The organism is Cupriavidus mimosae (genome assembly GCF_023952485.1).
In the GTDB taxonomy this organism is placed as follows: Bacteria; Pseudomonadota; Gammaproteobacteria; order Burkholderiales; family Burkholderiaceae; genus Cupriavidus; species Cupriavidus taiwanensis_C.
Genome location: NZ_JALHRY010000025.1, coordinates 17,324 through 42,657, shown reverse-complemented (window position 1 = coordinate 42,657; position 25,334 = coordinate 17,324). Strand labels below are relative to the sequence as shown.

The 25,334-nt window shown below is 56.5% G+C and carries 16 protein-coding genes; 4 read left to right on the top strand and 12 right to left on the bottom strand.

Features of this window, described 5'->3' with window-relative positions:
* From MKD50_RS28410 to MKD50_RS28390, 6 genes are all read right to left on the bottom strand, one after another.
* Positions 1-1,382, bottom strand: a 1,382-nt coding sequence (locus MKD50_RS28410) for an SNF2 helicase-associated domain-containing protein (protein WP_277343137.1), incomplete at its 3' end; no start/stop codon positions are given.
* Positions 1,379-1,897, bottom strand: a complete 519-nt coding sequence (locus MKD50_RS30750) for an SWIM zinc finger family protein (RefSeq protein WP_081712770.1) — start codon at positions 1,895-1,897, stop codon at positions 1,379-1,381. The genes MKD50_RS30750 and MKD50_RS28410, both read right to left, overlap by 4 nt.
* A gap of 451 nt (positions 1,898-2,348) precedes the next feature.
* Positions 2,349-3,659 carry a TIGR02679 family protein gene (locus MKD50_RS28405; RefSeq protein ID WP_012354407.1) on the bottom strand — a complete coding sequence of 437 codons (1,311 nt, stop codon included), beginning with the start codon at positions 3,657-3,659 and terminating at the stop codon, positions 2,349-2,351.
* Positions 3,656-7,801, bottom strand: a complete 4,146-nt coding sequence (locus MKD50_RS28400) for a TIGR02680 family protein (RefSeq protein WP_012354408.1) — start codon at positions 7,799-7,801, stop codon at positions 3,656-3,658. The genes MKD50_RS28405 and MKD50_RS28400 overlap by 4 nt, the downstream gene beginning before the upstream one ends.
* Positions 7,798-9,063, bottom strand: a complete 1,266-nt coding sequence (locus MKD50_RS28395) for a TIGR02678 family protein (RefSeq protein WP_012354409.1) — start codon at positions 9,061-9,063, stop codon at positions 7,798-7,800. The genes MKD50_RS28400 and MKD50_RS28395 overlap by 4 nt, the downstream gene beginning before the upstream one ends.
* The gene (locus MKD50_RS28390) at positions 9,060-10,739 is read right to left on the bottom strand and encodes a TIGR02677 family protein (protein ID WP_020384426.1); all 1,680 of its coding nucleotides are present in this window, start codon (positions 10,737-10,739) and stop codon (positions 9,060-9,062) included. Before MKD50_RS28390 ends, MKD50_RS28395 begins: the two co-directional genes overlap by 4 nt.
* A gap of 869 nt (positions 10,740-11,608) precedes the next feature.
* On the opposite strand from MKD50_RS28390, the gene MKD50_RS28385 reads away from it, so the two are divergent.
* Positions 11,609-12,049 (top strand): hypothetical protein, encoded by a 441-nt coding sequence (locus MKD50_RS28385; protein WP_012354412.1) that lies wholly within the window; start codon positions 11,609-11,611, stop codon positions 12,047-12,049.
* A 216-nt stretch (positions 12,050-12,265) separates the two neighbouring features.
* Here the strand turns inward: MKD50_RS28385 and MKD50_RS28380 are convergent, their stop codons facing one another.
* Positions 12,266-12,667: a cold-shock protein gene (locus MKD50_RS28380; RefSeq protein ID WP_181924291.1), complete on the bottom strand. Its 402-nt coding sequence runs from the start codon at positions 12,665-12,667 to the stop codon at positions 12,266-12,268.
* A gap of 552 nt (positions 12,668-13,219) precedes the next feature.
* Here MKD50_RS28380 and MKD50_RS28375 point away from each other — a divergent pair.
* The 3 genes from MKD50_RS28375 to MKD50_RS28365 all read left to right on the top strand — a co-directional run bounded on the left by MKD50_RS28375 (position 13,220) and on the right by MKD50_RS28365 (position 17,968).
* Positions 13,220-14,977 carry a patatin-like phospholipase family protein gene (locus tag MKD50_RS28375; RefSeq protein WP_012354415.1) on the top strand — a complete coding sequence of 586 codons (1,758 nt, stop codon included), beginning with the start codon at positions 13,220-13,222 and terminating at the stop codon, positions 14,975-14,977.
* Positions 14,978-15,067: 90 nt separating this feature from the next.
* Positions 15,068-15,913, top strand: coding sequence for a hypothetical protein (locus MKD50_RS28370; protein ID WP_147299826.1), 846 nt, complete (start codon positions 15,068-15,070; stop codon positions 15,911-15,913).
* A gap of 984 nt (positions 15,914-16,897) precedes the next feature.
* On the top strand, positions 16,898-17,968 hold the full coding sequence (locus tag MKD50_RS28365) for a hypothetical protein (protein ID WP_145987452.1): 1,071 nt from the start codon (positions 16,898-16,900) through the stop codon (positions 17,966-17,968).
* 720 nt (positions 17,969-18,688) lie between these two features.
* Here MKD50_RS28365 and MKD50_RS28360 read toward each other — a convergent pair.
* The 5 genes from MKD50_RS28360 to MKD50_RS28340 form a co-directional block, all read right to left on the bottom strand.
* Entirely contained in the window at positions 18,689-19,261 is a 573-nt protein-coding gene (locus MKD50_RS28360; protein ID WP_012354420.1) for a DUF2272 domain-containing protein, read from the bottom strand.
* Positions 19,262-19,796: 535 nt separating this feature from the next.
* The gene (locus MKD50_RS28355) at positions 19,797-21,725 is read right to left on the bottom strand and encodes a hypothetical protein (protein WP_145987453.1); all 1,929 of its coding nucleotides are present in this window, start codon (positions 21,723-21,725) and stop codon (positions 19,797-19,799) included.
* Positions 21,726-21,781: 56 nt separating this feature from the next.
* Positions 21,782-22,042: an ABC-three component system middle component 6 gene (locus tag MKD50_RS28350; protein ID WP_018003931.1), complete on the bottom strand. Its 261-nt coding sequence runs from the start codon at positions 22,040-22,042 to the stop codon at positions 21,782-21,784.
* Positions 22,029-22,994: an ABC-three component system protein gene (locus tag MKD50_RS28345; RefSeq protein WP_012354424.1), complete on the bottom strand. Its 966-nt coding sequence runs from the start codon at positions 22,992-22,994 to the stop codon at positions 22,029-22,031. The genes MKD50_RS28350 and MKD50_RS28345 overlap by 14 nt, the downstream gene beginning before the upstream one ends.
* Before the next feature lie 627 nt (positions 22,995-23,621).
* Complete coding sequence (locus tag MKD50_RS28340) at positions 23,622-24,314, bottom strand: hypothetical protein (protein WP_240074690.1); 693 nt, start codon at positions 24,312-24,314, stop codon at positions 23,622-23,624.
* Positions 24,315-25,334 lie beyond the last annotated feature (1,020 nt).

The following is a 25,334-nucleotide window of genomic DNA, read 5'->3' as shown; positions in this document are numbered from 1 at the left end:
GCCTTGGCCGCATCGAGCGCGCCAACCTGCTTGAGCGCGAGAATCGCGGCAATGACCTGGAGGGTCTTGCCCAGTCCCATGTCATCCGCAATGACGCTCCCGAAGCCGATGCAAGCATTGCGAAAGAGCCAATTGAACCCGCGCTCCTGGTAGGGGCGCAGTTGTGCTTCCAGCCCGTCAGGCAACGAGCATGGCTCGATATCCTGCAATTTTCGGAGGATCGCTTCGGCGTTCTTGTCTCGCGCGATTGCCGCGCCATCAAGCTCTCCGGCGATGGCGATGCGTAAAAGTTCCGGAGCTGTCACCTTCGGGGGCGCAGCGAGGGCAGCGCTTAGGCTGGCGAGTTCCTTGGGATCCAGATAAACGTATTCGTCCTTGATCCGCAAGACACCACTCGCGCCTTGCACGAGCTGCTCGAACTCACGCTTGCCGAGAATGTGATCGCCGATTGCGATCTGCCAGTCAAACGAGAACAGGTCGTCAGCCCGGAACCAACTGACGGTACTCGGCGGTTGCCCGGCAATTCGCATGGAGAGCTTCGGCCGCAACAGCGCTTCCATTCCCTTCGGCAAAAGCGAGCGAATCCCCATCAGCCGCAGCACGGGCAGCGTGTCATTCAGCCATGACGGCAACTGCGCCGAGGACACGGCGATCGGCGTCCTGGCCTCCCTTTGTACGTAGTCGTTGATGGGAGGGCAGTGCTGGTCGAGCACAGAGATTGTCTGCAGAACCGCATAGCGGTGCTTGCCCCATTGATTGTCTGCGATGACGGTTGCCAAGGCTGTTGGTTCCCGGGTCGGGTGCTCTCTGTCCTGGACGTCAATGTCGACCGTGAAGCCCGCCCCGATATCGTCCACCCGCAGGACGGGCGAGAATCGCCGCTCGGCGAGATGGAAGGCGGAGAGGGAGGTTTGAATGGCGCCCGGGATAGCGCCCTCGCCGGGCCGGTCGAAGTGGGCGTAGTTGTCAGTGAAGAACAGCCCAAGGATCATGTCGCCGTTAGGCGAGCCAGCCCATGTGCGGACATAGTGCGTGAGCCATACGGAGCATAGGTGCAGGGCTCCTGCATACCGCTCCACCGTCTTCCGTGGGCGTGACTGGCCATCGACGGTAAGTAGGCGCGGTGGCAGTGCCACGGCGTGAACTACACCTTTCACCTGCTCGTCCGCGATCGCGGGCAACCATCGCACCCCTGCGACGTTATTGGTGTGGGCATAGATCTGGGGTGTGACCGCTCCCTTGCTAAGCAGGTGCAAGGTCACCAGCCGGAGTTGATAAAAGGCCGCCACCTCCGGCTGGTAGTCGGGTAGGTCGCTTGCCTCAATACGTGCTAATGCACCCAGGAAATCCGACGGCGCGGTGGCCCGAGTCACTCCGCTCATCGCTGCACCAAGTGTCGATGGCCACACCAGGCCTTGGCGGATATGTGGCTTGTCGTAGGGGAGAATCGGCGAGTAATCGTCCTCATCCCTCTCGCCGGCCAGGTTCTTAGCGGCAGTCTTGGCGACCCTAGCGAGACGGCTGCGGACCGCTTCCCGGAAATCCCCCTTGGAAAAGAGAAACTTGGATGCTCGGGCAGCAACCGACTCAGCGGTTCGAGCAGGTCAGGGATCGAAGAACAATCGATCGGTTTGAATTCGGTGACTTGCGCCTGCTCCTCCCGCTTTTCCCCTCGACGTACTGGCGCCGCCATAGGTAGCAGATCGGACAGCGTGGGCACTGGCCGGTTCACCTCGTTCTGGATGCTGAGCCGGCAATCATCGAGCGCACTGACCAGATCCAGCCCGCGAAGGCTGAACACCAAGAAAGGGTCTCGGTCAATCTCGGCGCTCAGGACGTAGATAACGGCCGCCAGGTGTTTGCAGGGGACCGCCCAATCCGGGCACGAGCAGGTCATCCGAAGATCGCGCCACCCGGTTGGGAAGACATTGATGCCTTCCTTTTGGCTGAGCCCGAGTACCGCCGGGTCCAGTTTCACGATTAAGCAACCGCCCGATGAGCGCCGGGTTGCCGGCAATGGCCTTAAAAAGGCTGTCCCGATCCGCGCGCTGAAAGGGCGGGATGTCGATTTTGACTTTGTATGGTTCGACGCGCGAGCCTTGGACGCGTGCGGTGACCGAACTACCGGACACCTCCATGGAGGTCACGGCGCCGTTTCGCACGTAGGCGCGGCCGCGCGGCAACCGGTTCTCGTGGTCAATATGCTGCAGGGCGTTTAGCCAGCGTTCGCCCCACCACGTGTTCCCGAATTTCGTTCTTGTTGCCACTAGATCTACCGGATGCACAATCGAGCACGACAAGTATGCCGACGGCGCCGCTACAAGCAAGCCTCCTCCATTTAGAAGTGTCTAAGGCGGCACGTTAAGATATACCAACTCCTTTTTCCGCCTAGGTGCGGAATCCCGCCGCCAGGTCGCCCAATAGATCCTCCACGACACGCTCTTCGGCGCAGACTGACTACGGAGCTTCATCATCGTGGTCAATTCCGGCTCCCAGGTTGCTAGGACAGGTTCGCCGGTGGCGGGGAAGTCCTTGTCGCGGGTCGCAGCAACCACGCGCTCGTATTCTGCGGCACCAAATCTCCAGGCGTTCGTGCCATACGCCCGCATGACGTGGTTACCTATACGAATGCCTTCCCAATCGTAGTCGCCGTGGTAGTGCAAGTCGGCGCCGCTACGCTTGAGGCTGGTGAGAAGATGCCGCTGCGCCGCAGCCGGCATGCCATCGGTGCAGACGAGCGGGGCACACGATGCACCAAGGGCGTTGGCCGCGATGGTAACGACCTCTGGGTTCTCGCAAACGAAAACGGCGATCCCCGCGACTTCCCATGTTTCGGGATTACGCACTAGCTGGCGTAGGGTCAGATAGCCGGGCTCGCCACGCATGAATCTGCTCCTGTCGGAGGGACGCATCGGGAGGTTCAGGCATAGCGCGGGCCGGGCCAGCTCGTTGACCAGTACGCCGGCGCGGGCCCAGGTATCGCGCGCGCGCTCCTCCGCCACCTCGTCGGCGGTGCGGGTCGTGTCGTCATTTTCGTCGTCGGGTGTTGTGGACGACTGGCGTAACACGGCGAGGACCAGGGACGCGATTGGCCTGTTGCGATCCAGTGCGTGGGCATCACCGTGGGTCTCGGCCGCCAACTGGGCAAGTGGCACGCCCTTCAGGGGTAGCCTCTGGAGGACCTCGGCCGCATGGCGACAGAGGATTCGCGCACGTTCCGGGCTTCGCGTTGACAAGCGCTTGATCAGTCCGCGCCCCAGGCTGGATTCCAAAAATCTTTGCAGGGGCGGGTCCTGGCAACTGTCGGCCACACCCTCCCACGCGAGCCTTTCGTCGGTGCGGGCCTTTTCCTTGTTGACGATTGGCCCATCCAACATTTCGAGCGCAATCCGCAGGCTTGGCGCGAGCCCGGCTCGGTGTAATGCCCAGTCGACGTCCTCGAGGCAAAAGGAAATGGAGTCGGCATGCCGGTACGGGCGCCCGAGAATCAGGCGGAGCGTCTCCATATGGGCAGGGGGGAGTCCCCTCAGATTGACTACGCCTGCAATGGGTGCTTCGGGGCGCTCGCGCTCGAAGACCCTGCGCAGGCGCGCCCGTAGCGACGCCCGGTCATCGCCACCGAGAAGGTTGTGAAGGCGAGGAGAGGGCGCATCAGTCATTGCAACGTCGTGGGATTGCTACGCCCGGTAACCTGTCGCCGTTGTTTTCCATCCCACTTCCAACGCGAGACAAAGACCGCATCCACGCCGGGCGCCCGTTGCAGTTCGCAGATCGATACGCCTGGGAACGCTGGATAGCATGCCCATTCACGTTCGCTGGTGATCATGAAATCCAGATCGAACATCTGGATCAGCTTGGCGCAGTCCCCACGCGCGTGGTCGTCAATGCCGGCGAACGCCTCATCCAGCAAGATCAATCGCGGGGCGAGTTGGCCCGCGCTCTGGTTGTAGAAATTGGCCACGGCCGCAATCATCGGCACAGTCAGGCCCAGTGCCCGTTCTCCACTGGATGCCGGGTCGGAAATCGACTTCCATCCGCCGTTTTGAGAGCGCTGAACGCGGAAGCGGTGCCAGAGACGATAGTCCAGTGCTCTTGCGAGCCGGTCTGCCGATTTTTGGCCATAGGAGTCCGGGTTCTCGTTCTCCGCTTTGATGCGCTGGAGGAACCAATCCCCGATCTCCTTGCGCTCGTCTTCTGTTAGGAGTTCTGCGCTTTTTTGGAGGAGGATTGTACGCAGGCGCTCGAAGTTCGCCGTTGAGCCGGCGTTGTCCTTGGTCGGCTCCCACTGAAGCTTGAACTTGACTCCCGTCGCGGTCGGATACTTGTCCAGTTCCCTGTTGATCTCATGCACCTGCTTTTCGGCGGTCCTAAGCAGCCGATGAATCTCGATGGCGATGTCCTGCTTGAGATGCTGCTCAAGGATCTCTTGCTCGCGCACACTCAGCAGGTTTTCGCGCCTCACAATCTCCTCATCCAGAAGGATAAGCAGAGCGTGCGGCTGTTCCTCCTTCCCTTGGAAGACAATCCTTACCGAAATGCCTGAATCAGACTGGGTGCCGTGGGCCTCATGACCGAGTGCATTGAGCGCATGATCCAATTCGCGAAACTCGGTATTGATGACGCTTTGTGAACGCCTCCACGCCTCGTCGGTGTCTTCGAGGTTGCTCAATTCCTGCTCGGCCTTGCGCGCGAGGCCCAAGGCTGCATCGACCGCCCATGGCCGCGTGAGATCGGGAATGTCGATGGCAGGGAGCGCTGCAGGAATCAGACCGGCCTCCGCAACTTGCTTGAATGCATCGATGGCCCGAAACCGATTGTCTGCCGCCTCCTTCACCTGGGTCTCAGCGGATGTGAGCGCCTCGTTCGCAGCACCTTCCTCTTTTGCCGCCGCAACTTGTTTGGCATTTGCCGCGTTATAGGCGTCAGTAGCAATGCTGAGAGCATGCCTCGCCGCGGTAATCAACTCTTCGTATTGATCAACACGCATGCCTATCGTTTCCCGCAGAACCGCAAGTTGGGCTTCCGCGCGTGTGTCGTCAATCTGGCATTGCGCGAGGATCGCCTCCTGTTTGGCGAATTCCTGGCGACAATCGTCTTCATGGCGTGAGGCAGTTTCATAATCCCGCCACGCCTGTCGGATCCCGTACACTAGGTGGTCAAGCCCATGGAATTTCGGATCCAACTCGGTCAAGGAATCCTCGACGGCCGTGAGACCCGACGGCTCGACGGGGAGGCCCATGTCCGTCGCGGCTTCCAGCCGCCTATTAACGGCTTGCTGCAACCTACGTTCGGCTTCTTGGCAGTCGGTATCTGCACGTGAAAACTCCGCCTTTGCGCTGTTCAGGCTCTCCGTGGCGCTCTTCACCGCCAGATGTGCGCGGCGTAGCCCGACATCGCTGGGGATGTCCTCGAGCTCTTTCCTGACTTGCTCCTGTTCCTGGACAGCCGTATTGATCTGTTCGCGCAGCGAAGTTCGTTCGGCACCAAGCTCCTTTTCAGCCTCATCGATGAGGGAAAGACGCGCTGCCCGTGCCTGGGCTCTTGCCGCCGTGCCGATATAGGCAGGCGCGGGTTTCGTCCATGCGCCCGCCAGCGACGCAAGGCGGTACCGCCCGCTGGGCGAGAGCCACGCCTCACCACCGGGATCGTTGTCTGAACAGGCGATTCCGGCGAGTAACCGCTCGACGACGGCCGTCGGCACGTCGCATTCCGGCGGGATGCTCGGTGCGAGAAGGGTCTTCAATGGCGATTGTGCGACCGACGACCGTTGACTCCAGTTGGCGTCCAGAGGCAAAACCTTGCCTTCGGCGTCCGTGATCGCGCCGTTAGGGCTGACCCACGCGTCAAGTAGTCCTGAGCCCTCCAGCGCTGCCTCGATTCCGGCGCGTTGTTCCGGCCGTACCTTCGGCTTGAAATCAACAAGCTTCCAGAAAGGTGCGCCAGGTCGGCCTGAGCGAGCCTCATAGTCACGGGTGTATTGTGGGGGAGGAGGGATATCAACGCCGGCGACCAACTTTTCTCGCTCGCCCTGCAAGTCGGCAGCCAAGCGTTCGTTCGCCAGCCACTTGAGCTTGATTTCCGCCTCTTCCTTGGCAATCTGTTCGACAGCTTCTTGCTGTCCCGACAAGAGCGCAGTCAGGCAGGGATTCTTTTCCTCTAGCCGCTGAATCCACTCCGCCAGTCTTTCCATGTTGCCATCAACGTCCACCTTAATCCGACGCAGCCCTACAAAATGGCGTTGCCACGCATCGAGGAGGTCGTCCGAGGCAGCGTCCAGTTCATTGTCGGCCTGTGAGAGGCGCTCTTCCGCGGCTTTCTTCGCGCTCTCCTTGTCGTGGCGGAGATCTCGAAACATCTCGAATTTGTTCTGCGCGGTGTTCACGACGCCATGCATTCGGCGCATCTCCGAAATCTGGCTGCGCCGCACGCCGGTTTCGGCAAAGAGCGCGGTCTTCGCAGCAAGGATCGCGGCGTCATCGGCCCCCACCAGATCCGTCGCTTCACTGCTGATGAGTCGGTTGTTCGCAATCGCTCGGCTCACGCCGGCAAGACCCGCAATGCGTGTGACGTCGTGCCGGATGTCGGCAATCTGGTGCCCCATCTTGTCAAAATGGTCTTTTCGCTCGCCTGCAACCGTGTGGGAGGCGTCTAGCTTGCGGCGTCGTTCGTCGAGTTCGGTTGCGGCTTCGTCCTTTGCCTTCCGGCGCTCTGCCGCATCCTCCGCAGCCATCGCCATCCGATAGGAATCCTTGTTGGCTGGATCATCTCGTAGGACGTTCACGCGAGTTTGCTGTCGTTCCTTCTCTGAATTGGTGGTGGTGAGTTCAATCTCCACGCGGGCCTGGGCTGCGATCGCGGCGCTCACCCGGTCAGTGGCGGCGTGGCGGGTAGAACTTGCCGTCTGGAAGTCCACATGGGCCTGACGAAGGAGTCTTCCTTTGCGCCGGGTCTGCATGCCGGCGTAGGTACGATAATGGCGCTCGAACTTTGCCACGGACCTCCGCAGCTCATTGAATTTCTCAAGTTCGTCGTGGTGCTCATCAAGCAATACCAGTGCCTCAGATACGTCGTTGACGAGGTTGGCTGGTAGAGGCGTAAGGGATTGGGTGAGGGCATTGGAGAGCAACTGCTCATCGGGGCGTTTGCTCAGTTGCGGTTGGCGCAACTGAATCAGCGTATTCATCAAGGCGTCGTACCGCGTCGTGCCCACCCCGAACAGACGCTCATCGACCGCGTCGCGGTAGCTTTGCGTCGTATCAAATACGCGCCCCCGGTAAGCCAGCACCTCTCGCAGCCCGTCTTTGGTGAGTGCACGATTGCCGTTGCCAATGAGGGAGAGGTCATCGTTGACCCTCCCAGCGACGCCGGCATCGATCATGAAGAACCAATGGTCCACATTGGGCCGGCGACTGTCCGCAGACAATCCGGCTCCCAACGTGACGTACTCGGGTTCATCGCCGTCACGTAACCTCCCGAATTCCATCCAGACATACCCAATGCGGCGGTCGATGCTCCCTTGGAGCAGGTTCCACAGCATCTTTTTCCCGGGGTCCGCGTCAGGCTCCATCCGGCTGGGCATCAGAAAGCCATCGAACAGGAACGGCATGGTCAGCGATAAGACCTTCGACTTGCCGGCACCATTGCGTCCGCGAAGGTTCAGCTTGCCATCATAGAAAGCGAACTCTTCATTGTCGTATAGGTAAATGTCAATGAGACCGATTCGCATCGGTTGCCAGCGGGACATCGTCGGCGTAGGGATCTCATCGTCGTGCCGGGGATCAGTGTGGTCGGTATCTTTCATCGATAGGCTCGCGTTCTGGCGGGTTTGCTGACTTTAGGTGTCCCAAGGGCGAATCTGGCAATGGCCGGAAGCGGGAAGACTCGCTCCCCGTCTTTCCCCACCAACTTCAGTTTCTCAAGCCGTTCGAGGGCTTCCTCGGCGAGCCATCGTTCAGCGCCGGGCTCACGCGCCTCCTTGCGCCAATGTGAGCCGTGTGTGGGGATGCAACTCCGTACGAAGTCTTCGATGTCCGTTATTGCCGAATAAGCAGCCAGTTCGTACGTGTCGCGCCTTGCCCGAATGTGTTTCTGGGAAAGGTACTCGGCAACAAGCAGGGTGATATGGCCAATCGTGCCGTCACCGCCCATTTTCAGATCTGTCATCTGACAGCGTTCATCGACGAGTGCGACGCCCTCCATGCGTTGCTCGGCGGACATCTCGATGGCATCGCACAATCGGGCCGCCATCAGGCCGCGTTGGGTGGCGAGGTAACTGTGGGTTTCCTTGTCAAGGTCAGCAAAGTAGATCACCGGGTCGTCGAGCAACCGCCGTGAAAGGTGATGGCGCATCGCCGTGCGACGCGCGTCCTCGTTGTCGAAGACTGTTTCCTTCGCGAGCCACTCCACACGCTCATCGGTCGAAATGGCGTCCCGAATGCCCGTCGACGGACCGCGCACCGCGGTAATGACTTCGTTCAGCAGCCAACGGTTAATGTCGTACAGCACCTCGGTGGACTGCTCGGCGACGTATTTGTCTTCGTCGCCGTCTACACGCTGGAGTACGCCTAGGGTCAGCAGGGTCCTGAGAACCGTGACCAGGTCCTGCCGCTCGGAACGGGAGGTTAGTTTCAGGACGAATCCGCGGGCGGTAAGCGCTTCGTCGGATGCTGCCAGGGTCAGCTTCTCGCCTAGATGTTGAAGCATGATCTGCGCTTGCGACCCATTCAAAATCGCGCAGACCAAGCAAAAAATCGCATAGCGCCGGCGGTCAAAGTCGGGAATCCCTCGAGTCCCGTCTTGGAAATCTGCGGGTATCTTGCGCAGTCTCGCGCCATTCGGTGACACCCTCAGATCCCAGCCTGTTTCGCGGCGCAAGAACTCCTGCAAACTCTTGGCGTGCCGTCGCACCAGCCCGAATTCGTCATGATCCGGGGACATCAACGGCGTCATCAGGATAGCGCGCATGGCGAGTCGCATTTCCTCGCGCTCATAGGCATGTGGCTTCGCGGCGATTTCAGAGGGGGCGGGCGCGTCGGCGCCAGACACGTTGTCTTCCTCGGTCATGACCAGGCAGGTGTTATGGTGATTAGGTGGTCTCGGCCGGCGAGCGTACCGCTTGGTGTTGAAATCTCAGCGTGAGTGTCCGCACCTAGCGGTTCAAGCCGCACGAGCAGTGATCCATCGCCGGTCAGGATGTCGGTGGGAGCGTCGGGGCCGATTTGGTGGTCGAGCGCCTCGCCTAGCAGTGCGAGGAAGAGGGCGAATTCGTTGGTATTCAGGGCGCCAAGCTCAGACAGCCGCATTGGTAGCGCCGTGGCAAAACGGCGCCTCGCTTCCGCAACCTGATTCGACTCGTCTTCCATCAACTGCTGGATGCGCCGCCGATCGGCGGAACGATCCTTGACACCTGGCAACTGACCGCGCTGTGGGCCGTCGCCCAACTGATACAGACGGGGGCAGATCCGGAGCGCCGGTCCCTCAGCCCACGGGGTGCTGGGCGGGACATATTCCTCTTGTGCCGTGTCCAGCGGTAGGTGTCGGGCCGGGTTCAAACCGAAAGCCACCCGCGCAAGTCGATGTGCGTCTGTCTCGCTATCGCATGAGAGAAACCATGCTGCTAGTGTGCGCAGGTCGGTGGAGCGGTCGCTGCGCCCGGTGCGGCGATCATTAATCTCCTTGATCGCGATGGCAAGCTGACGGATCGCTGACCGAGCCTTCTGGCGGAGCAGGTCGGCAGTCGATGGGTCATTGTTGGAATTGACAAACCATCCACGCAGGCCAGTCCATCGGTCCTTCCATTGCCGCCGGATGGCGAGGACTGCGTCAGTAGATTCCCACGTGCGACGGGCGGCGTCTTGCTCAGCGTCTTGCTCGGCGTCGGGTGCGGCGTCTGGCGCCAGGCGCTCTGCAACCGCGAAGAGCATGCTCTCTATATGGCTATCAAGTGCCTGGATGAGATCGGAAATGGTGTCACCGCGGCGCGCGAGGTCGCTCACGAACCGCTCGAGGTAGTCGATCAGTTGCTTCTTGTAACGCTCGACGTTGTTGACCTCGACGTCGCTCGGGTTAAGGTGCCGATCCACGCCAGCCATGAAGGCGGCGGCGTTCTCCGTCATCGTGGCAAACACACCCGTCAACTCTCGCAATGTCGATCGTACTTTGTCTGCATCCAGCTCCTTGCTACTAGTGAGGGCGACAAGGGCGCGCAAAAGTTGTTCGATATCCGCGAGAGCCACCGTCTGAAGCTCCGCGCGTTGTCGAAGGACTTCGTCGTAGCGCTGCAAGGCCGCCTCGACGGCCTCGCCGGGCTTTGAGAGGCGGTAGATCTTGTAGTTGCGCTTGAAATCTGCGATGGAGGACCAGCGCGCCATGTCCTGCTGGGCCTCGAGGTTTCCCCAGCGCACCAGCGCGTCTAGGTGCTGGGTGAGCTGATCGATGTCCGGACGGGCAATACCGGCCGGCAGGGCGATCTCGGTGAGAACCTCGTCGGGACGAAGTTGGAGGCGATACTGTGCCTTCGCCTTCGCGAACACATCCATAATCGCGCGGTAGATCGTCGCATGGTCCGCGCTGACATGGCTAAAGAGTTGGCCTCTTCTGGCATCCGCGAACGCGGACCTGGTCCCGTGCGCATCGAAGCGAAATGGAGATGCACCGTTTTCAGATGGGCCCGCGGTGGCCGGAGGCTCGACGTCCGATTGCGCCCCAGACGCGCCGGCCACGCTTGCCATATCAGCCATGGGGTTACGTGCGCCGCATTGGAGTAACAGAGAAGAGCGCGGCACGTTTGCTGTCGACGCGCCTTTCGAGCTTAGTCGCCCGCCGCGGCTGGCTCAACCTTTGTGCAGGCTGGAAATGTTCGTGTCCGCACCGATGGGTGACGTTTCGGGGGGAGCGGTGCGTGAAATGATGGTTCGTTAGGTTTGACAGCGCAGCACGGGGCGGCATTCAATCTCGCTGGATCGGGGCGCCAAGCGAGGTGCCGAGGCAGCGGCGTAAATGGCAAAAAGTGGGCGCCTTGAGTTGGAAGGTCGCCGGCAAGCGAAAAAAAAAGCGCTTACGTAGGTATGCCTTTGTTTTCGTTGCATGTGGTGCCCGCCGATGGGCTTGCAAGCGCCGAGCAGACTCAGCGCGCAGCGGCGCACGACCTGGACGCGGGTGCAGGCAGAGTTGGGCGCGGCGCAGCGCCGGCCGAACGGGCCGAGGCCGAAGCGCCCTGGCGCGCCAGCTGCTGGCAGAATCGCGGGTGGCGCCCCCAGGCCCGGCGTCGACTGAGCAGGAGGCGCCAGGCAGGCGAAAAACTGGACGAAGAGCAGGCACGCCTACGGCCGCCTCCAAACCGGATGACGGCAGCGACAGTAGTCTCCGACATAGTTGCCTGCCAACTTCCTGACCCCCGCCATCCATATGGAGGATGTCAAGGCGACGCCAGCCTTTTTACGATCAATACAGCGGCGGCATGCGCGAGCATCGCTGTCACGTTTTTGATGACATAAAGGTGACACCGTCGCGGTCCGTTGCTACCCGAATGAAATTAAGTGCGATGCGGTGAAGCGGCTCCTACATGCCGGAGCGGTGTCAGTAGGCATTCACATTGATTCAGAAGCCCATGAACAACTTCAACTTCTTGCATGGCCACGACCCCGCGCCCCGCCCGAGGGATGAGTTGCTGTATGAATTTGTCGCTGCTGAACTGGCAAACTCAATGATCAAGCAAGGCTTGTGGGCCAAGGCGCTGTCTGACAGCAATTGGAACCAGCCCTCGGCAAAGGCGCTATATGTAAAGATGCGCGTCGCTCAGCTAAGGGGCGAAATCCTAGCCGAATCCCGGCAGCGAATGGCCGCCTTAAGCGATCCGGTGAGAGAAGCAAGAGAGTTTGGCCTCACTGAAGAGGAAGTTGAATATCTCGGGAAGCCAATAAAGGCAGTCCGCCACGTTGAAAAATTCCGCATCACCAAGGACAAACTCGCCGAAGCCATTGGTCGAGGAAAAATTCGCGCCGTACTCTGTAACGAGGTCTTGTGGGTCCAAGACCGTGCAATTGGCTAAGCGTTCTTTAGTGTGGTTGAAGGGAATCTGGCGTCTTGCTGCGTAAGCGGCCTGCTCCAAACGTGACCGCGTGGGCCGAAAGCATCCGGATGCCGTAATGGCGTGCGCCTTTGGACCTACATAAAGAAATTCGGAGGTATGGATGCTGCCTCCTCATCATGTAGCAACTGGGGGGCACGCGTATTGATGGCCCGCCTCGCCGATTTCTTGAGCCACTCACTGCTTCGTCGGCGTGAAGAGGGCCTGCGACCAAGAAACGCCCTTATGCGCTGCAGCGCATAAGGGCGTTTCTTGGTCAGGGGCCATGCTGGCCAGGAGGCTGACCATGCCCGCCTGTCGAGGGAAGTAACCAGCAAAGGCGCCGCCGGCTATAAACTCCAGGGCCACCAGACGGGCAAAAATCGGCAAGAGGTTTGCGTCCGACTGCGGCTTCGGTGCGCCAACTATGGCGATGTTCAACGCCTGAACCCGGCCGTCCTTCCCTTTGCCGAACTCGAGGCTCCCGCGGTCGCCAAGCTTAGGCGTCACGGTGCGTGTCTGTAGCGCCGTGACGTGGAAGAAGACGTCTTCGTGTCCGCGCGGACGTCGATAAACCCGAAACCCTTGTCTGTATGCCATGTCTTGACCCGACCCGCTTTTTTCATGATTCTCGTCTGTATTGTTGAGGTCCAAGTTTAAGGGATGAGAGGAGCGGGTTACGTGGACTCAGCAGCAGCCGAACGCCGACTGCTCTGCCACCCGTAGTCGGTGGGGTGTTGGTCTGATGCAACCCACCTTGTATGTCAAATCGGGTAGATTTGCCCGTGAGCGGAATGCCGCGGTAATGACGTTAAGAACAGCAACAGGTAGAGACATGGGTCGTAGGAGAAGGGAGCCGTCGCATAGCGAGGTGTTGATGGATGCGCCATGGTGGCCATGGTGAGCAGGGAATCAAAGCTTTTTCACGAGAAAGGTCACTGTCCAATGATGGAAGGTGTTGCAGCTTTAACGACAGCCATGAGCATCCCCCGTGTCAGATTAGGCCGAGTGCGCTTCCGGGAATGGAGGCCCCCGGGTCCATCTCGGTAATCTGGCGCCTCCCCGAAAGCCTTCAGCGACAAGGCTCTCTGACCAGTCACACCCAACATCCCCCCTGCAATTCGGATCGCACCATCTCTATGGAGGCAAGAAATGCCCTATCCTCGCTTGTGCGCATCGCGGTTGTTATCTATGCTTCTCAATAAAAATAAAGGGCATCTAATGTCGCCTATCCAAATGCATACTGCAGCAATCTGGGTAATTTTCATGCTGTCAAGTTGCGCCTCCGTGGAGGTCACTACGAAAGAGGTGCCAGTCGACACAAACACACCTCCGCCATTGCTTCGAGAAAAGACCCCGCCCCCCTATATTGGTCTGGCCTTGTCAGGTGGTGGCAATAGATCTGCACTGTATTCCTCATATGTTATAGACCTCCTTTCGGCGCTGCCGGTCCGAGCCATGGCTCCCACCCGCCAGTACAGCTTCATGGATACCGTGCAGTATATATCCAGCGTATCTGGAGGCGGCTTTGCTGCTTCCTACTATTCGACAAAGAGGGATGCCTCACTCAACGGGCCTGATTGGAACGCAACTAAGCAATCGTTCTATAGCCAATTTCACTCGAAAATGAATGAGAATTGGGAGGCTGCCATCGGGTGGAGATTATTCGCCACCATCTTTACAAGAACACCGATCGAACTGCTCGAGCGGAGCCTCGAGAGTGATTTCTTGAAGGGGGAAACATTTGGCTCATTGGCGCAGAAGGAGGCCTCCGGAAGGTCGCCCGTAATGATTTTCAATGCTACTCATTACGATACAGGTCGAAAATTCGTGATGAGTACCTTGCCGACCGCGACTTTCAAGCTACGCACTGATAAACTTATAATAGACATTCTTGAGTTGAAAGAGAGAAAAGCAAAGTTATCGCTTCTCGACCAGTCTTCGCTATCCGCCCGTATGTTTTCGAATATCGAGCGCTCGACCTATGCAGAGAGCTTCCATGAGGCCACTCCTGAACTCCTCAATACGTTGGTACCCGAGGGCTTTGACGCTATTCAGGGGCCGGGGTCCGCTTCCCTAGATTACGAGGATATGCCGCTGTCATTGGCAGTAGCGTCATCCGGTGCCTTCCCAGGGCTAGGTCCTTTACCATTAACAGTAAAAGCGCCGAATGGAAACGTTCTCGATTACACATACGTCCACCTGATTGACGGAGGAGTGACCGATAATAGCGGCGTAGAATCTCTGGCGCAAATATTTCTTCGTGATCTTATAAGCCCGTATACGAACAAGGTAAGTGGCACGGAAAAATCTCCGATCACGGAAAACATGGACTACGCGCTAATCATCAAAGTCGATGCGTCGCTCCCATTCAGGGAAAGTAGTCCTGCCTTCAAGAACAGGACAACGCCGCTTTGGACCATCCTAGCTGATCCCGGTCAACCCAGTGATATTCAAGAGGAAAGAACGAACTTTTATCGAAAAAGTCTTTGGCATTTTGCGGGGGGTAATACAAACATGGTAGCTGGAACACCTGACAATCCCATCAGCAGAATGAAAATCATCGAGTTCCGGCACACGGACCTTAGCGATGCCGACCAAGTAGGCGCGCTAGCGCTAGAAGGAGCTCCGAGGCGGATTAAAGATCGAATTCAACCGAAAGGGTGTCGCGTTCCATTAAGTCGCGAGGATGCGCAAAGGCGGCTCTCGGAAGTTTCTACAAGATATCATCTTTCCGATGAGTGTGATGTATCTTGGCTCCGAATCTCTGCTTGCTCATCGGTATTAAAGCACGCCCCGAATATCCAGCGCTTTTACCAACTCGCCGACGGAAAAGCTTCAGAATATGCTCTTGATAATTTGTATGAACGAACACGAATGCTTTGCCCGGAAATGTTCAGCGAATCATAGATGGCATCATTATTTCCGCAAGTGAGTAGGGTTACTGAAGCATTTTACATATACTTGTATTTTTTAAACAAAAAGAAACGACACAATAATATGAACTTTCGTGGCACGTATGCAGCTTTTCTGGGCCTTTGCATTGCTATTCTGCCAGGCTGTGCGACGCATAACACGGGTGAGAGCGGGTTGGCGGTCTTTAACCCAAATCCATCTCGCGACGTGAAAGCCCGGCAACCATTTTCGGTAGCGTACCACATGAACTCCAACAAGAGCCTTGAGACAGAAATTATTCCAGCGCTGAACGATTACCTCGGTGACATTCTGACTGCAGGAAACCTGGTTGACCAGCAGCAGAGTTATGTGTCTACAGCAACGTTTTTAGGCGCTTTGGCCGCAACATTTGGAGCGATATACGAAAAGACGGCGTTAATACTCACAGGTGTGGGGGTCAGCGGCGCGGGTTACGCTGTCGACAAACAGTACAATCTTACGGCCCAGTCTGTCGCATATGATCATGCCGTGACCAATCTCATGTGCGTGATAAATGCTGCAAACGGCGTCTCGGATAATGATATACAAAACACAATTGCCTATGCTGGAAAGGATGACGATAGGCTTGCCGGTGTAAATGCCAAAAATTCCATACTCATACAGGCCAATGCGGTAACGGCCCGCCTTCGGACTGCACTCAAGGCAGCGCCTAGATCAAATCCATCAGAGAATGATCTGGTTGCATATATGAACAAATTAAAGGCTAGTGAAGGAAAGCCGCAGCCGAACATGAATGGAGCCGCCGTTCAAAGTTTGATCCAAGATGAACAAGCTAAAGGTAGGAGCGCTAGTGAAGCCCAGCAACTGATTTTCGATAGATATTCGGTATCCATTACACGGGTACTACAGTTGAATGCGAATCTCGCTAAATGTCAAAATACCATGCTTTGATTGTGTGAGTGGCGTGAATTCTGTTCCTGCATCAGGTGAATGCCTGCGCCGGTCCTTCGGCCCAACCCACTCAAGATGGGCCAAGAACGATTGCAATTTGCGCCAAAAACGCTTGGCAGGTGACGAGGTGTGAATGGCCGTTGCCCTGCTTGCGCCATCTGTTTTGCGCAAGCAGGGCAACGAGGATCGCTTCTCAAGCCTCCCTTGGCGCTGACATCACGCCAGCAGCCACCCACACCCGCGTCCCGGCGGGAAGGCCCAGCATCACAGATCCCCTCCCACCAAGCTCGCTAGCAGAAGCCGTAGAACAACACACTCAGGCTTGCCATCGAAACACACGCGCGCGCCACGACATGCGATGACAAGCCCGGTCGATCGGCTCCGCCGCCGGCGGCGACGTCATGTGCACGGGCAGGATTAAATCGGCCGGAGCCAACGCGGATGTCGCGGCTGGCTCCTGATCCCGCCACAACTTCGACACGAGATTTGCGTTCAGGCCATGCGCGCGGGCAACTTCTGACAGCGAGCGTGTCGGGTCTCGTGCTTCTGCCACGACCTGCGTGTGGAACTCTTTTGTGCAGTTCGTGGAGCCATACCGGCGACCCCGCGCCTTGATTTCTATTTCATCTTGTCCTACCAGATTCTGATGGGAATTAGACCGCGTCTTCGGACTCTCATGAACATACGGTGCTGGTGCAACGCTTACGACTTTGGTTAAGCGTAGAGAACAGGCCGAGCAAGCTCTTTCCAAGAGATATTCCATCGTTGATGCCGTTACGCACGTGCGCCACCGGCAAATCGACACGAACGAACATCGCCAACTCAGAATCCGCCGTTTCAGGCTTGGATTGCCAGGGTGGCGAAAGACCGCGAGGTTGAAAATGCGCCAGCGATGGACTACTACTATCGACACCCACACCCACGCTTACGTAGGGCGCTACGCCAGTGGCCATGAACCAAAGGACAGCGACGGAGGAGGAACCTATGCATGAAGGTTCAGGCAGCTGGGGCTTCGCACGGCCGCTCCGCTTAATTGTTTGCATCGCAATCCTCTCATCTGCCAATGTCGCTTATGCTCGAATGCCGATGGTCGAGCCGCCCGGTCAGCCCATCAATGACGACCTCTTGGATGGGTTTTTGCGTCAAGGTGGGTGGAGCCAAACTGCGGATGATGATCCTAGTGCCAGGCAACTTGAGGCAAGTTACATTAAGGGCATTGTTGACGCATACGTGGCGAAGCCATCCGATCCTAAAGCGATCAATGACTTGGGGTTAGTCGGTCTGGCGCTGGCGGTGGCGGAATGGGGAGTAGAGCCTGCTGATGGACTACCGGACGACCCTGCCGGAAAGAACTGGGGGGGCGTCATTGGCGCAGACGGAAAACGTTTAATGAGCTATTCGAAGGGCGCGATTGGTGTTTCCCATGCTGACAGCGATTCTCTCGCTGATTTCTTCTCCTTCATCAAGAAAGATAGAGGAGATTCCCTGCCACAGGCGACGCGGTTCTATCAGCTTCAAGGCATCAATTTCGACCGGCTTTACGCGGACGGCGGCCATTGCAACAGGCCTTCGACCGTAATTGTTATTGATCTGAACGGAAAGCCATTTGGATACGTCGAGCATGGATATGCTGGGGATCGCTATTGTGGAATATACAGAAAGTACAAAACCAACGAAGAAGACTGGAGAATTTTTCGGCACAATATGCGCCTCGTCCTTAGAACCAGGGAGGGGCAGGCTTATCTCATCAATGCATGGTTGAAGGAATATTGGTGGCCCTCTTACCGGAAGGTCGCCGGGCAACCTAATGGAAAAATCGAGGACGTTATTATCAATTCACGGATTCGCAACTCATCTCCTGTCACGGCAAACTGCACGCTGGGAAAGGCAAGGAGTAGCGGCGATGCCATCTCAGCCCAACTAAATGCGTATGCATCGAAGGACTGTCATGGGAAGCCGGATCACAAGCGACGTTGGCCGTATATGATGCGCGCGGTCGTAGTCTACAGATTTTATGCTAATCATCAGTTAGCTGAGCAGACACGGCAAAAATAACCACCATGTTTCGCGTGGCGCATTTGATTTCGACCATAACGTCTGAGATATTGGGCGTCAATGAGCTGTCGAATACCAGAGCGAACCCCCGTTGTTCCAGCGATGGGGGCTGACACCCAGACACTTATATCTGCGTTCAGTCGTACGTAATTGACATCCGCGGGAGGATTTTTCCAACCCCTGCCACTATTATGCCAAGCCGTCCGCCTTCAACGGACAAGACACCGCTGTTGCAATCTCCAGTGGTGATCACACTGTCTGGCTCCCAACGGTTTGACCACGTTCGCCGTTGTTGTGCAGCCTAAACTCAAGTCGCCACTGGCTCGTGATTCGCCTGGCAGCCCTGCGCCATTCCCCGCTGAGCTTGGATGCAACTGGCGCTGCCTACAACCGCCTCGCCCGTGGACACTTTGGTGCTTGTGCTCGTGCTCTGGGTTGCCGGCTTCTGGCTCTGTACCGCAGTCTCCGACCAGCAGTGAGCATTACTAGTCGGATAAACATATCGGACGCAGTCTGAAACCAGTCCTATTAAACATCGAATGGCTTTCATTAGCACATTTTTGTTGGGCCCTTCTTATCTCGCTTGCCGTCAACTACCTCTCTGCCTGGCGGCACGCAGTGCGCAGCTAGTTTCTGGGCGCAGCGCTTTCTTTCTTCGCTCCGATTGGGCATTGATGCTTGTATCGGAGGGGTTGGCCCGAGGAAGAATGGGCGGCCACATCATAAGGCACATTCCACAATGGAGATGAAGGACTGGCTATTCCTTTGTTTGATGCGTCCATGCGAATCCAATTGAATTGTGACCTTTCCAATTGAGTTGTGTTCATTACCCCCAATCGTTGCTATTTCGCTATCCGAAGCTTCTACGACGATGGCCGAGTGCGAAGCATACTTTTCGTGTGCGGCGGCGTAATCGAAGTCGAAGTGCTCGCCAGGTTGATTATTTTGGATAATGTCGCCAACTTTCGGAGCGTACTGTTCAATTCTTCGCCCCCAAAAAAATCCCGTCCCATCCTGGGCATTCTTGATTGCCCGGAAACAAAACTGAGAATGTCGACGCGCGAACACAAACCCCACGGGTGCCACCGCCGCGTCCTCCGAGGCTCGCTTTACGCACCAACTCACGAATACCGCCGACCAATACACATCCGTTCCTAGAAACGTTTTGCCGAGATCCTCCCAGTACTGACGGATTTGCTCGGCAAGGATTGGATTATCCTCGTTCATCTCGTGATACTTCTGGTGTTGTCCCTTCGCTATCGCAATGAGGCATTCTTGAAAGAGGGTCGGCATGAAGGCTCCTGCACGGAAAGGTAGTATTTGGTATAGACGATTTTAATCGCGGAGGGCAACCTCATTGGTGAAAAAAACGGGGAAAACAGGGCGTGAACCAGAGACGCGCGCTAAAAGCCGGCAAACCGCTTCATGACCGTTCCGCGCCTCAACAAATGACCTCGTCATCGCCAGTCAGGATGCGTTGGTGCTATTTGCGACGCCGGCTCGCGAGCCCAGTCGCCTTGGAGGCAACCCCGGATTGCCGGGTTCCCAGCGCGGCCGATGGGGGTGGTTCGATGAACCGCATACAGCAACCTCCAACCAACCTGACACACTGACTTGCTCGGTTTAAAGCTAAGGAAGCTCTTTTTATCGTCGGTATAGCCAAGTTTTATGCGCATGCCGGGCACGAACGCAACGCGCGATCGGCGGAAAATCGATACGTCGGCGGCGGACGTGCAATCCAAACAGCGTCGATGAATGCGCTTGCACGTAGCTCCGATCAGCTTCGAAGATTAAACGGAGACATATTTTGGGTTGACGTCATGAGCGCTTACGAGCAACTGTCGCCTATTGCCACTAATCGGTGGCAGATGAAGGTTCCCCAACGGGAAAGATCGAAATTGCGAGGGTCGTCGTGTCCGCCGCCAATGTTACGATCTATTGCGACGTGAAACGCGGGCACTAACCACTCCCCTGCGCGGACGCTGGCATTGATATAAGCAAGTGCCAATCGGTCATACTGTGCGTCGGTAAACCCGGGAGATTGGGAAATTCTGTCGTTTATACATTTCCCTTTGTCATTTAGAGGTGATTGACCTGGCTTTAACTCTACCGAACGGACCTGAACACTCTCAACGTGCAGAAAAATCCCCTTAGATCTTTCGCCCACAACCTTGTTCTCAAGTCTCGTCGCACGCCAAGGAACCGAGAAATCTCGTTCTTGGGGGCGCACCGTCTTTCCGTCCCGCGTGATGAACATGTGCGCTTGTTTGTAATCTTTCCAGCGTTCTACACGATTCCATGGCGCCGTCGGCAAATCAGCGCTCGCTAGACGTTTGATGTTTGCACAGACGTTGTCGCTTGTGTCGTGAAGAACGAAATATCGTGCAGAAGGTCGGCCGTTTGCGTTAGACCGGGATAGGGGCTTGTCTAGCAGACCTCCTATCCGGACATCAAAATCATAGCGAGTTTTATTGTCGCCTATATTGTTTTGAAGTGTTATACCCGCCGGCGCGTCAGGATAGAAGCGCTTCGCAAGAGACGAGAAAACATTGAGCCGTGACTCCGTTTCATAAAATGTCTCATCCAGATACGCATTGGTCTTGATATTTTCTTCGGCCAATTTTATTCGAATGGACGCGGCGTCTTCCCGACTCTTATGTAGTAAGTGCTGGTAATCTTGTAGCTTATGAAACTTAGCTCGCAAGTCAGACAGCTGCGCGCTTACTGCAGCGTATTGATCCAACGCCCTTTTATCCGATAGATACCTAAGTTTGGCGTCCACCGACTGGTTAAGTTGGTGAATCTCCAACTCAAGATTCCTTTTCTCCGTCTCCAACCTCATTCGTTCCTGGCCGAGTCGGGCTATGCGATTTGTCAGCAATTGCGAGTGAAACGCTTCCACTTCCTGCAGATGCTTCAAAGTTTCGTCGCGAAATGCTCTTTGGAGTTCGCCATACATAGCGAGCACCTTCTCGCGCGGAATATCTGCGCGTGCTTCGAGGCTCTTCTGAACGTTAGAAAGAGCGTTTTCCACGACAGCTCTCTTGTTTTTTAGCGCACGGAGACGGCCCGTCAAATCGTTTGCTTCTTTCTCGATTTGATAGTAATCCTCCGCGACGGCGAACTGCGCTAGATCGCTCTCAAACCTTGCAATTTGCTCTTCAAGATGTTTTGCTTGCAGCGACGCATCCTTGCTACCGGTGTAGTATTCTCGAATGAAAGGATCGTTCTTGAAGTTTCTCTCAAAAAGTTCCAGCTCAGACTGTCGAGTGCGAAGTGAGTACTTGTTTTCAACCAAAGAGATATCTATCCCAAGCAGGAACAAATTCCGTAGCAAGACCGTATATGGCTCTCGATCTGATGAGGTAATTTTTGGATCGTTATAGTCAGCTTTGGATCGCCGAATGAAGCGCGGCAGTAGTGAACGGAAACTAAGTTGCGACCCACCCCAATCAGGAAAATGAAAGCAAAGCTTCCCTAGTAGTTCGTTGAAGGCCTTGACTTTCAATATTTGCCCGTTCAGGGAAATGGTGCCTTGCTTGTCGGTGCTACGCGATGAAGAATAAGCGGTTTGTCCAATCTCAAAGCGCAGCGTAAATTCCCAACTGGGAAGATGTTGGCGAAAGCTCGTATTTGTACTGGAGCCCAAACAAAAATGAATGATTTCGATCAGTAGGGACTTTCCAACGCCGTTATAGGATCGACTGTCGTCCTCGCCATGCAATTGATCTTTCCGCGAGCCAATGACGAGCGACACGCCCGTCCGATTGAACTTGACGGTCTTAAAGGTGGTTCTATTCGATGTAAGCTCGATTAGGCGCATAAGGCCGCTTCCGGGCGGTGGCGATGCAGTTCACCAGCGTCATTCATCTGAATAAGTCCGAGCGCAAACAAAGCATCGAGAGCCAGCACCATGTTGTCGAACGTCTGGAAGGCTGGATAGCATGAGGCTTGTCGCTGAAAAGCGCGCCACAGATTGTCGACTGTGATCGGTTGAGAGACGTTTTCCATGACGAAAGCCCCGAGACCGAGCAGGGACTCCGCAAAAGAAATGTGCTTGTCAGGAAGCAACATTGTTCGGTTCCTCGAAAATGTCACAGGCTTCAAAGTACTTCGCCATGAGAACCAAAGCAGCGTCGCGCCGCAGTCGATCTGCAGCGGGATTGTTGGTTTGAGGCGCAACTCGATTCAAGATAAACGCGAATCGCAGGTCACCGAGCGTAACGCCTGATTCACCTTGGTCATCCTTGACTGCAACAATGCTCTCCGCATAGAACCCAGCCAGAAAGTCACGCAGTGCTTGCTTGGTGAAATCGCTGTTTCGACTCAAATAGTCATCGATCTGCCATGTCTCGCGTTGCTTTGCTCGCAGCCAATCGCCGTTCTCGGCGAGTCCGTTGAATTCGATTTTTTCTTCGAAATCCGGTGCAATTTTTTTGCCTGTCGGAGCGCTCTGGGGCGGAGAGTTTTGAATATGCTGGATGACTTCTCCCAGGACGGTGTAGTCAAGGCCCTCCAACGAATCCCACGTCGGTAAACCGCCTACAATCATGCAGATTTGATCTTCAGGCAAGCAAATAAACTCTTGCTCCAAATGCTTGCTGAGAAAGGCTTCGCAGGCGTTAAGGCTATGGTCCGTTTTGATCGTGGCCAGAGTTTTCTCGATGTCGAAGACGGTGCCGCGATATTTATCGTTGAACACAAATACGTACTCGCGTGGGACGCAGAATGTGCCCCAGTACGGCAGCAGCTTGTCTTTGAAGTCTTCCGCTGCCTTCGCGATCGCAGCGCTCTTGCTGGCGGTAGGGTTTTCGGGCGCGAAGACTTGAAAGTACCTGCCAACAGCCTTTTCGTAGCCGTCGTTTCCGCGGTCTCGCTGGTTGCCGTACGGCTTGATTTTCAAAAATCCAGGTCGCGAATACTCCATGACCCGTCCGAACAAATGTTCGAATGCGAAGCCATCAGATCGGTGCACTTGGAGCTGGAAAAGCGTGCGGGCGAGATGCTTACGCTCGTTTGTCATCATCAACGTCCGTCTTGAATTCCTTGTTGTTTGGAGAATTCTAACATCGCAGGCTCGAACATCTTCAGTCGCCTCGGCCGCCAACCTGGCGGCCGAGGCGACGCTAAGCAGTCAAGCCCGAGAGCGCTCAAAGTCGTGAGCTAAACGTGGTACACGAGTCACTTAAGCCGGTTTCCGCCACTTGCTTTGCCTTTCTTCGTCGCCGCGGGCTGCGGATATGATACCTGTATAAATATACAGCAGCGGAGCTTGATGGAGCTTTCGCTATCGAGGGCTCGAGGCTACCCGCACACTGGCCACTATCCTATCCAGCTATAGCGCCTGTACCGGCCAGGCGGCCCGACCGTCACGCCGGCGCGCTCGTATAACGCGCGAGGCAAGCCCGCCGCCAAGTCCGCTAGCAGCGCCTAGTGCACATGGAGGGGCAGGTCGTTCAAGTCCTGGCCAAGGGTCGCGCGGAGCTGAAAATCGGGGGCTCTGCCGGCCATTGGAATGAGTTCGCCCTTTGTCTCTCCGGGTGATTGCCGTCATTTTTTGCTTGAAATTGGATCTCTCCAACTATCGCGAATTAAATCACGGCATCACGCGAGGCGCTGCGCTCCGCTCGCTAAATGAGCGGGTATGTATCTTTCAGTCTCGTTCCGGCTTTGAGAGGCACGACTCTTCCCTCTGCCCAGCAATTTTCACCTTCATTGCCTCGATTGCCCGAGGACTCGCTCCAATTAATTCCCGTCCATTCATGCTCCATATAGACGTCGCCAACCCGTCATGTATAGCGACCCTCTCCTTGCTAACCTCTAGAGCAAATCCCGTTGTTAGCGTTTTTCCATCTGCTACCAGTTCAATGCATCGCACACGGCCACTCTGTACGGGACATCCTTCAGCCATCGCGGCCCGCTCTTCGGCGACTTGACGCATGGCAGCGAAATCTCCAAGGGCGGCTGGAACAACCAGTCCTAATGCCAACAGAAAGATGGGGCCAAACATCAGCATTGGGAACATCGTGGCACAGACCACGATGAAAGCAATAATCTTGGCGTTGCTCCCAAATACCCGGGTTGCGCCATTCCGAAGCGCTTTGCTCTTGCTGCTCAAATAGTCAAGTGCGAGAACAAGCAGCGCTATGCCAGTCCCAAATGACATTAGGATAACCATGTACGTCCATTCCTTGCCGAAGGCTACCAGACCGTTGGTTAGCACACTAAGCGTAGCGGCAATGCCGAAATAGATGTAGTCGAGTCTATCAACGCGAAACATCTTCCAGTCGATTCCGTATACGCCCAACCGAGTATCGTGATACACGACCCCGATGTAATACGTCACGGTAGACAGAATCAAGATAAGGATGGACAGCCCAGCGGGGGTACGCCAAATAGCGGTTTTCGACGCGGTCGTCGGGGACGCACCGGTCGGCCTCGGTTGCTTCGCCCACGAAGTACTTGGGGCTTCCTATTAGCAGGATTGTGTTTCACGGTAATGCATTGGGAAGTTATTCACAGACAAACTAACGGCAGACTGCAGGGAAACTGAATAAACCGGTGTAGCGCCATCATAAAAACGCGGCTGCCAGATGGAATGGCGGAAAAACCTTGGATGTCCGGCGTCTCGCGAAACCTATGTCACGTGTCATGCTGAACAAGACGCTTCCTCATGTCGCCAAGTCGTTTTGGCTTATCCCCTATACAGCGACATCGGGTGATCCCAGTTGGGGCGCAGGGCTCGGGATGGCCTGGATCCGACCGGCGTCGGTTTGCACAATATTGTTCCTGCTGGTCGCCCGCCAGGTGGCCGTTTCCGAGGCGCCGGGAACAATTTTATGCCAAGGAATTTTGCTGAAGATTGTTCCTCCGGCCGACGTTTTGAGTAATTTTGTTCCTTTGCCAACGGCTCGATCCGTTGCTGGCGGCGCACTACGGCTTGCGGAGCCGGGAACGGTTGCCGTCAGGGGGTGCCGCGCGATCACGGTGCCAAGTCGGGGCCACGCGGACGGGGTGGGAGGGGGCTACCGCCATGCTCTGGCCGCCTCGCAGTCGCGCCCATTAGCCGGGCCCATGGGGCCAGGCACAAAATTCTGCAAAATCCGGGAACAATATTCTGCAAACCGACGCTGGCGGTTCCGCTTGCTTCACAAGCAGAGCCAATTTGACATAACGCCAGATCGGCGTTTTTTTGCTGTGGGCTGGAGTGTTATGTTTGGTTGAGAGGCCAGCCGGCTGCGGTCGCAGCCAGTCGCTCAGTCCGCCGTCGGCGCTCTGTCCCTGGAGGCAGGCGCCAAGTCGAAATGGCCGCGGCATACATGGCATTGCACGCCCAAACCTCTTCCCCGTGCTTATAGAAGACGAC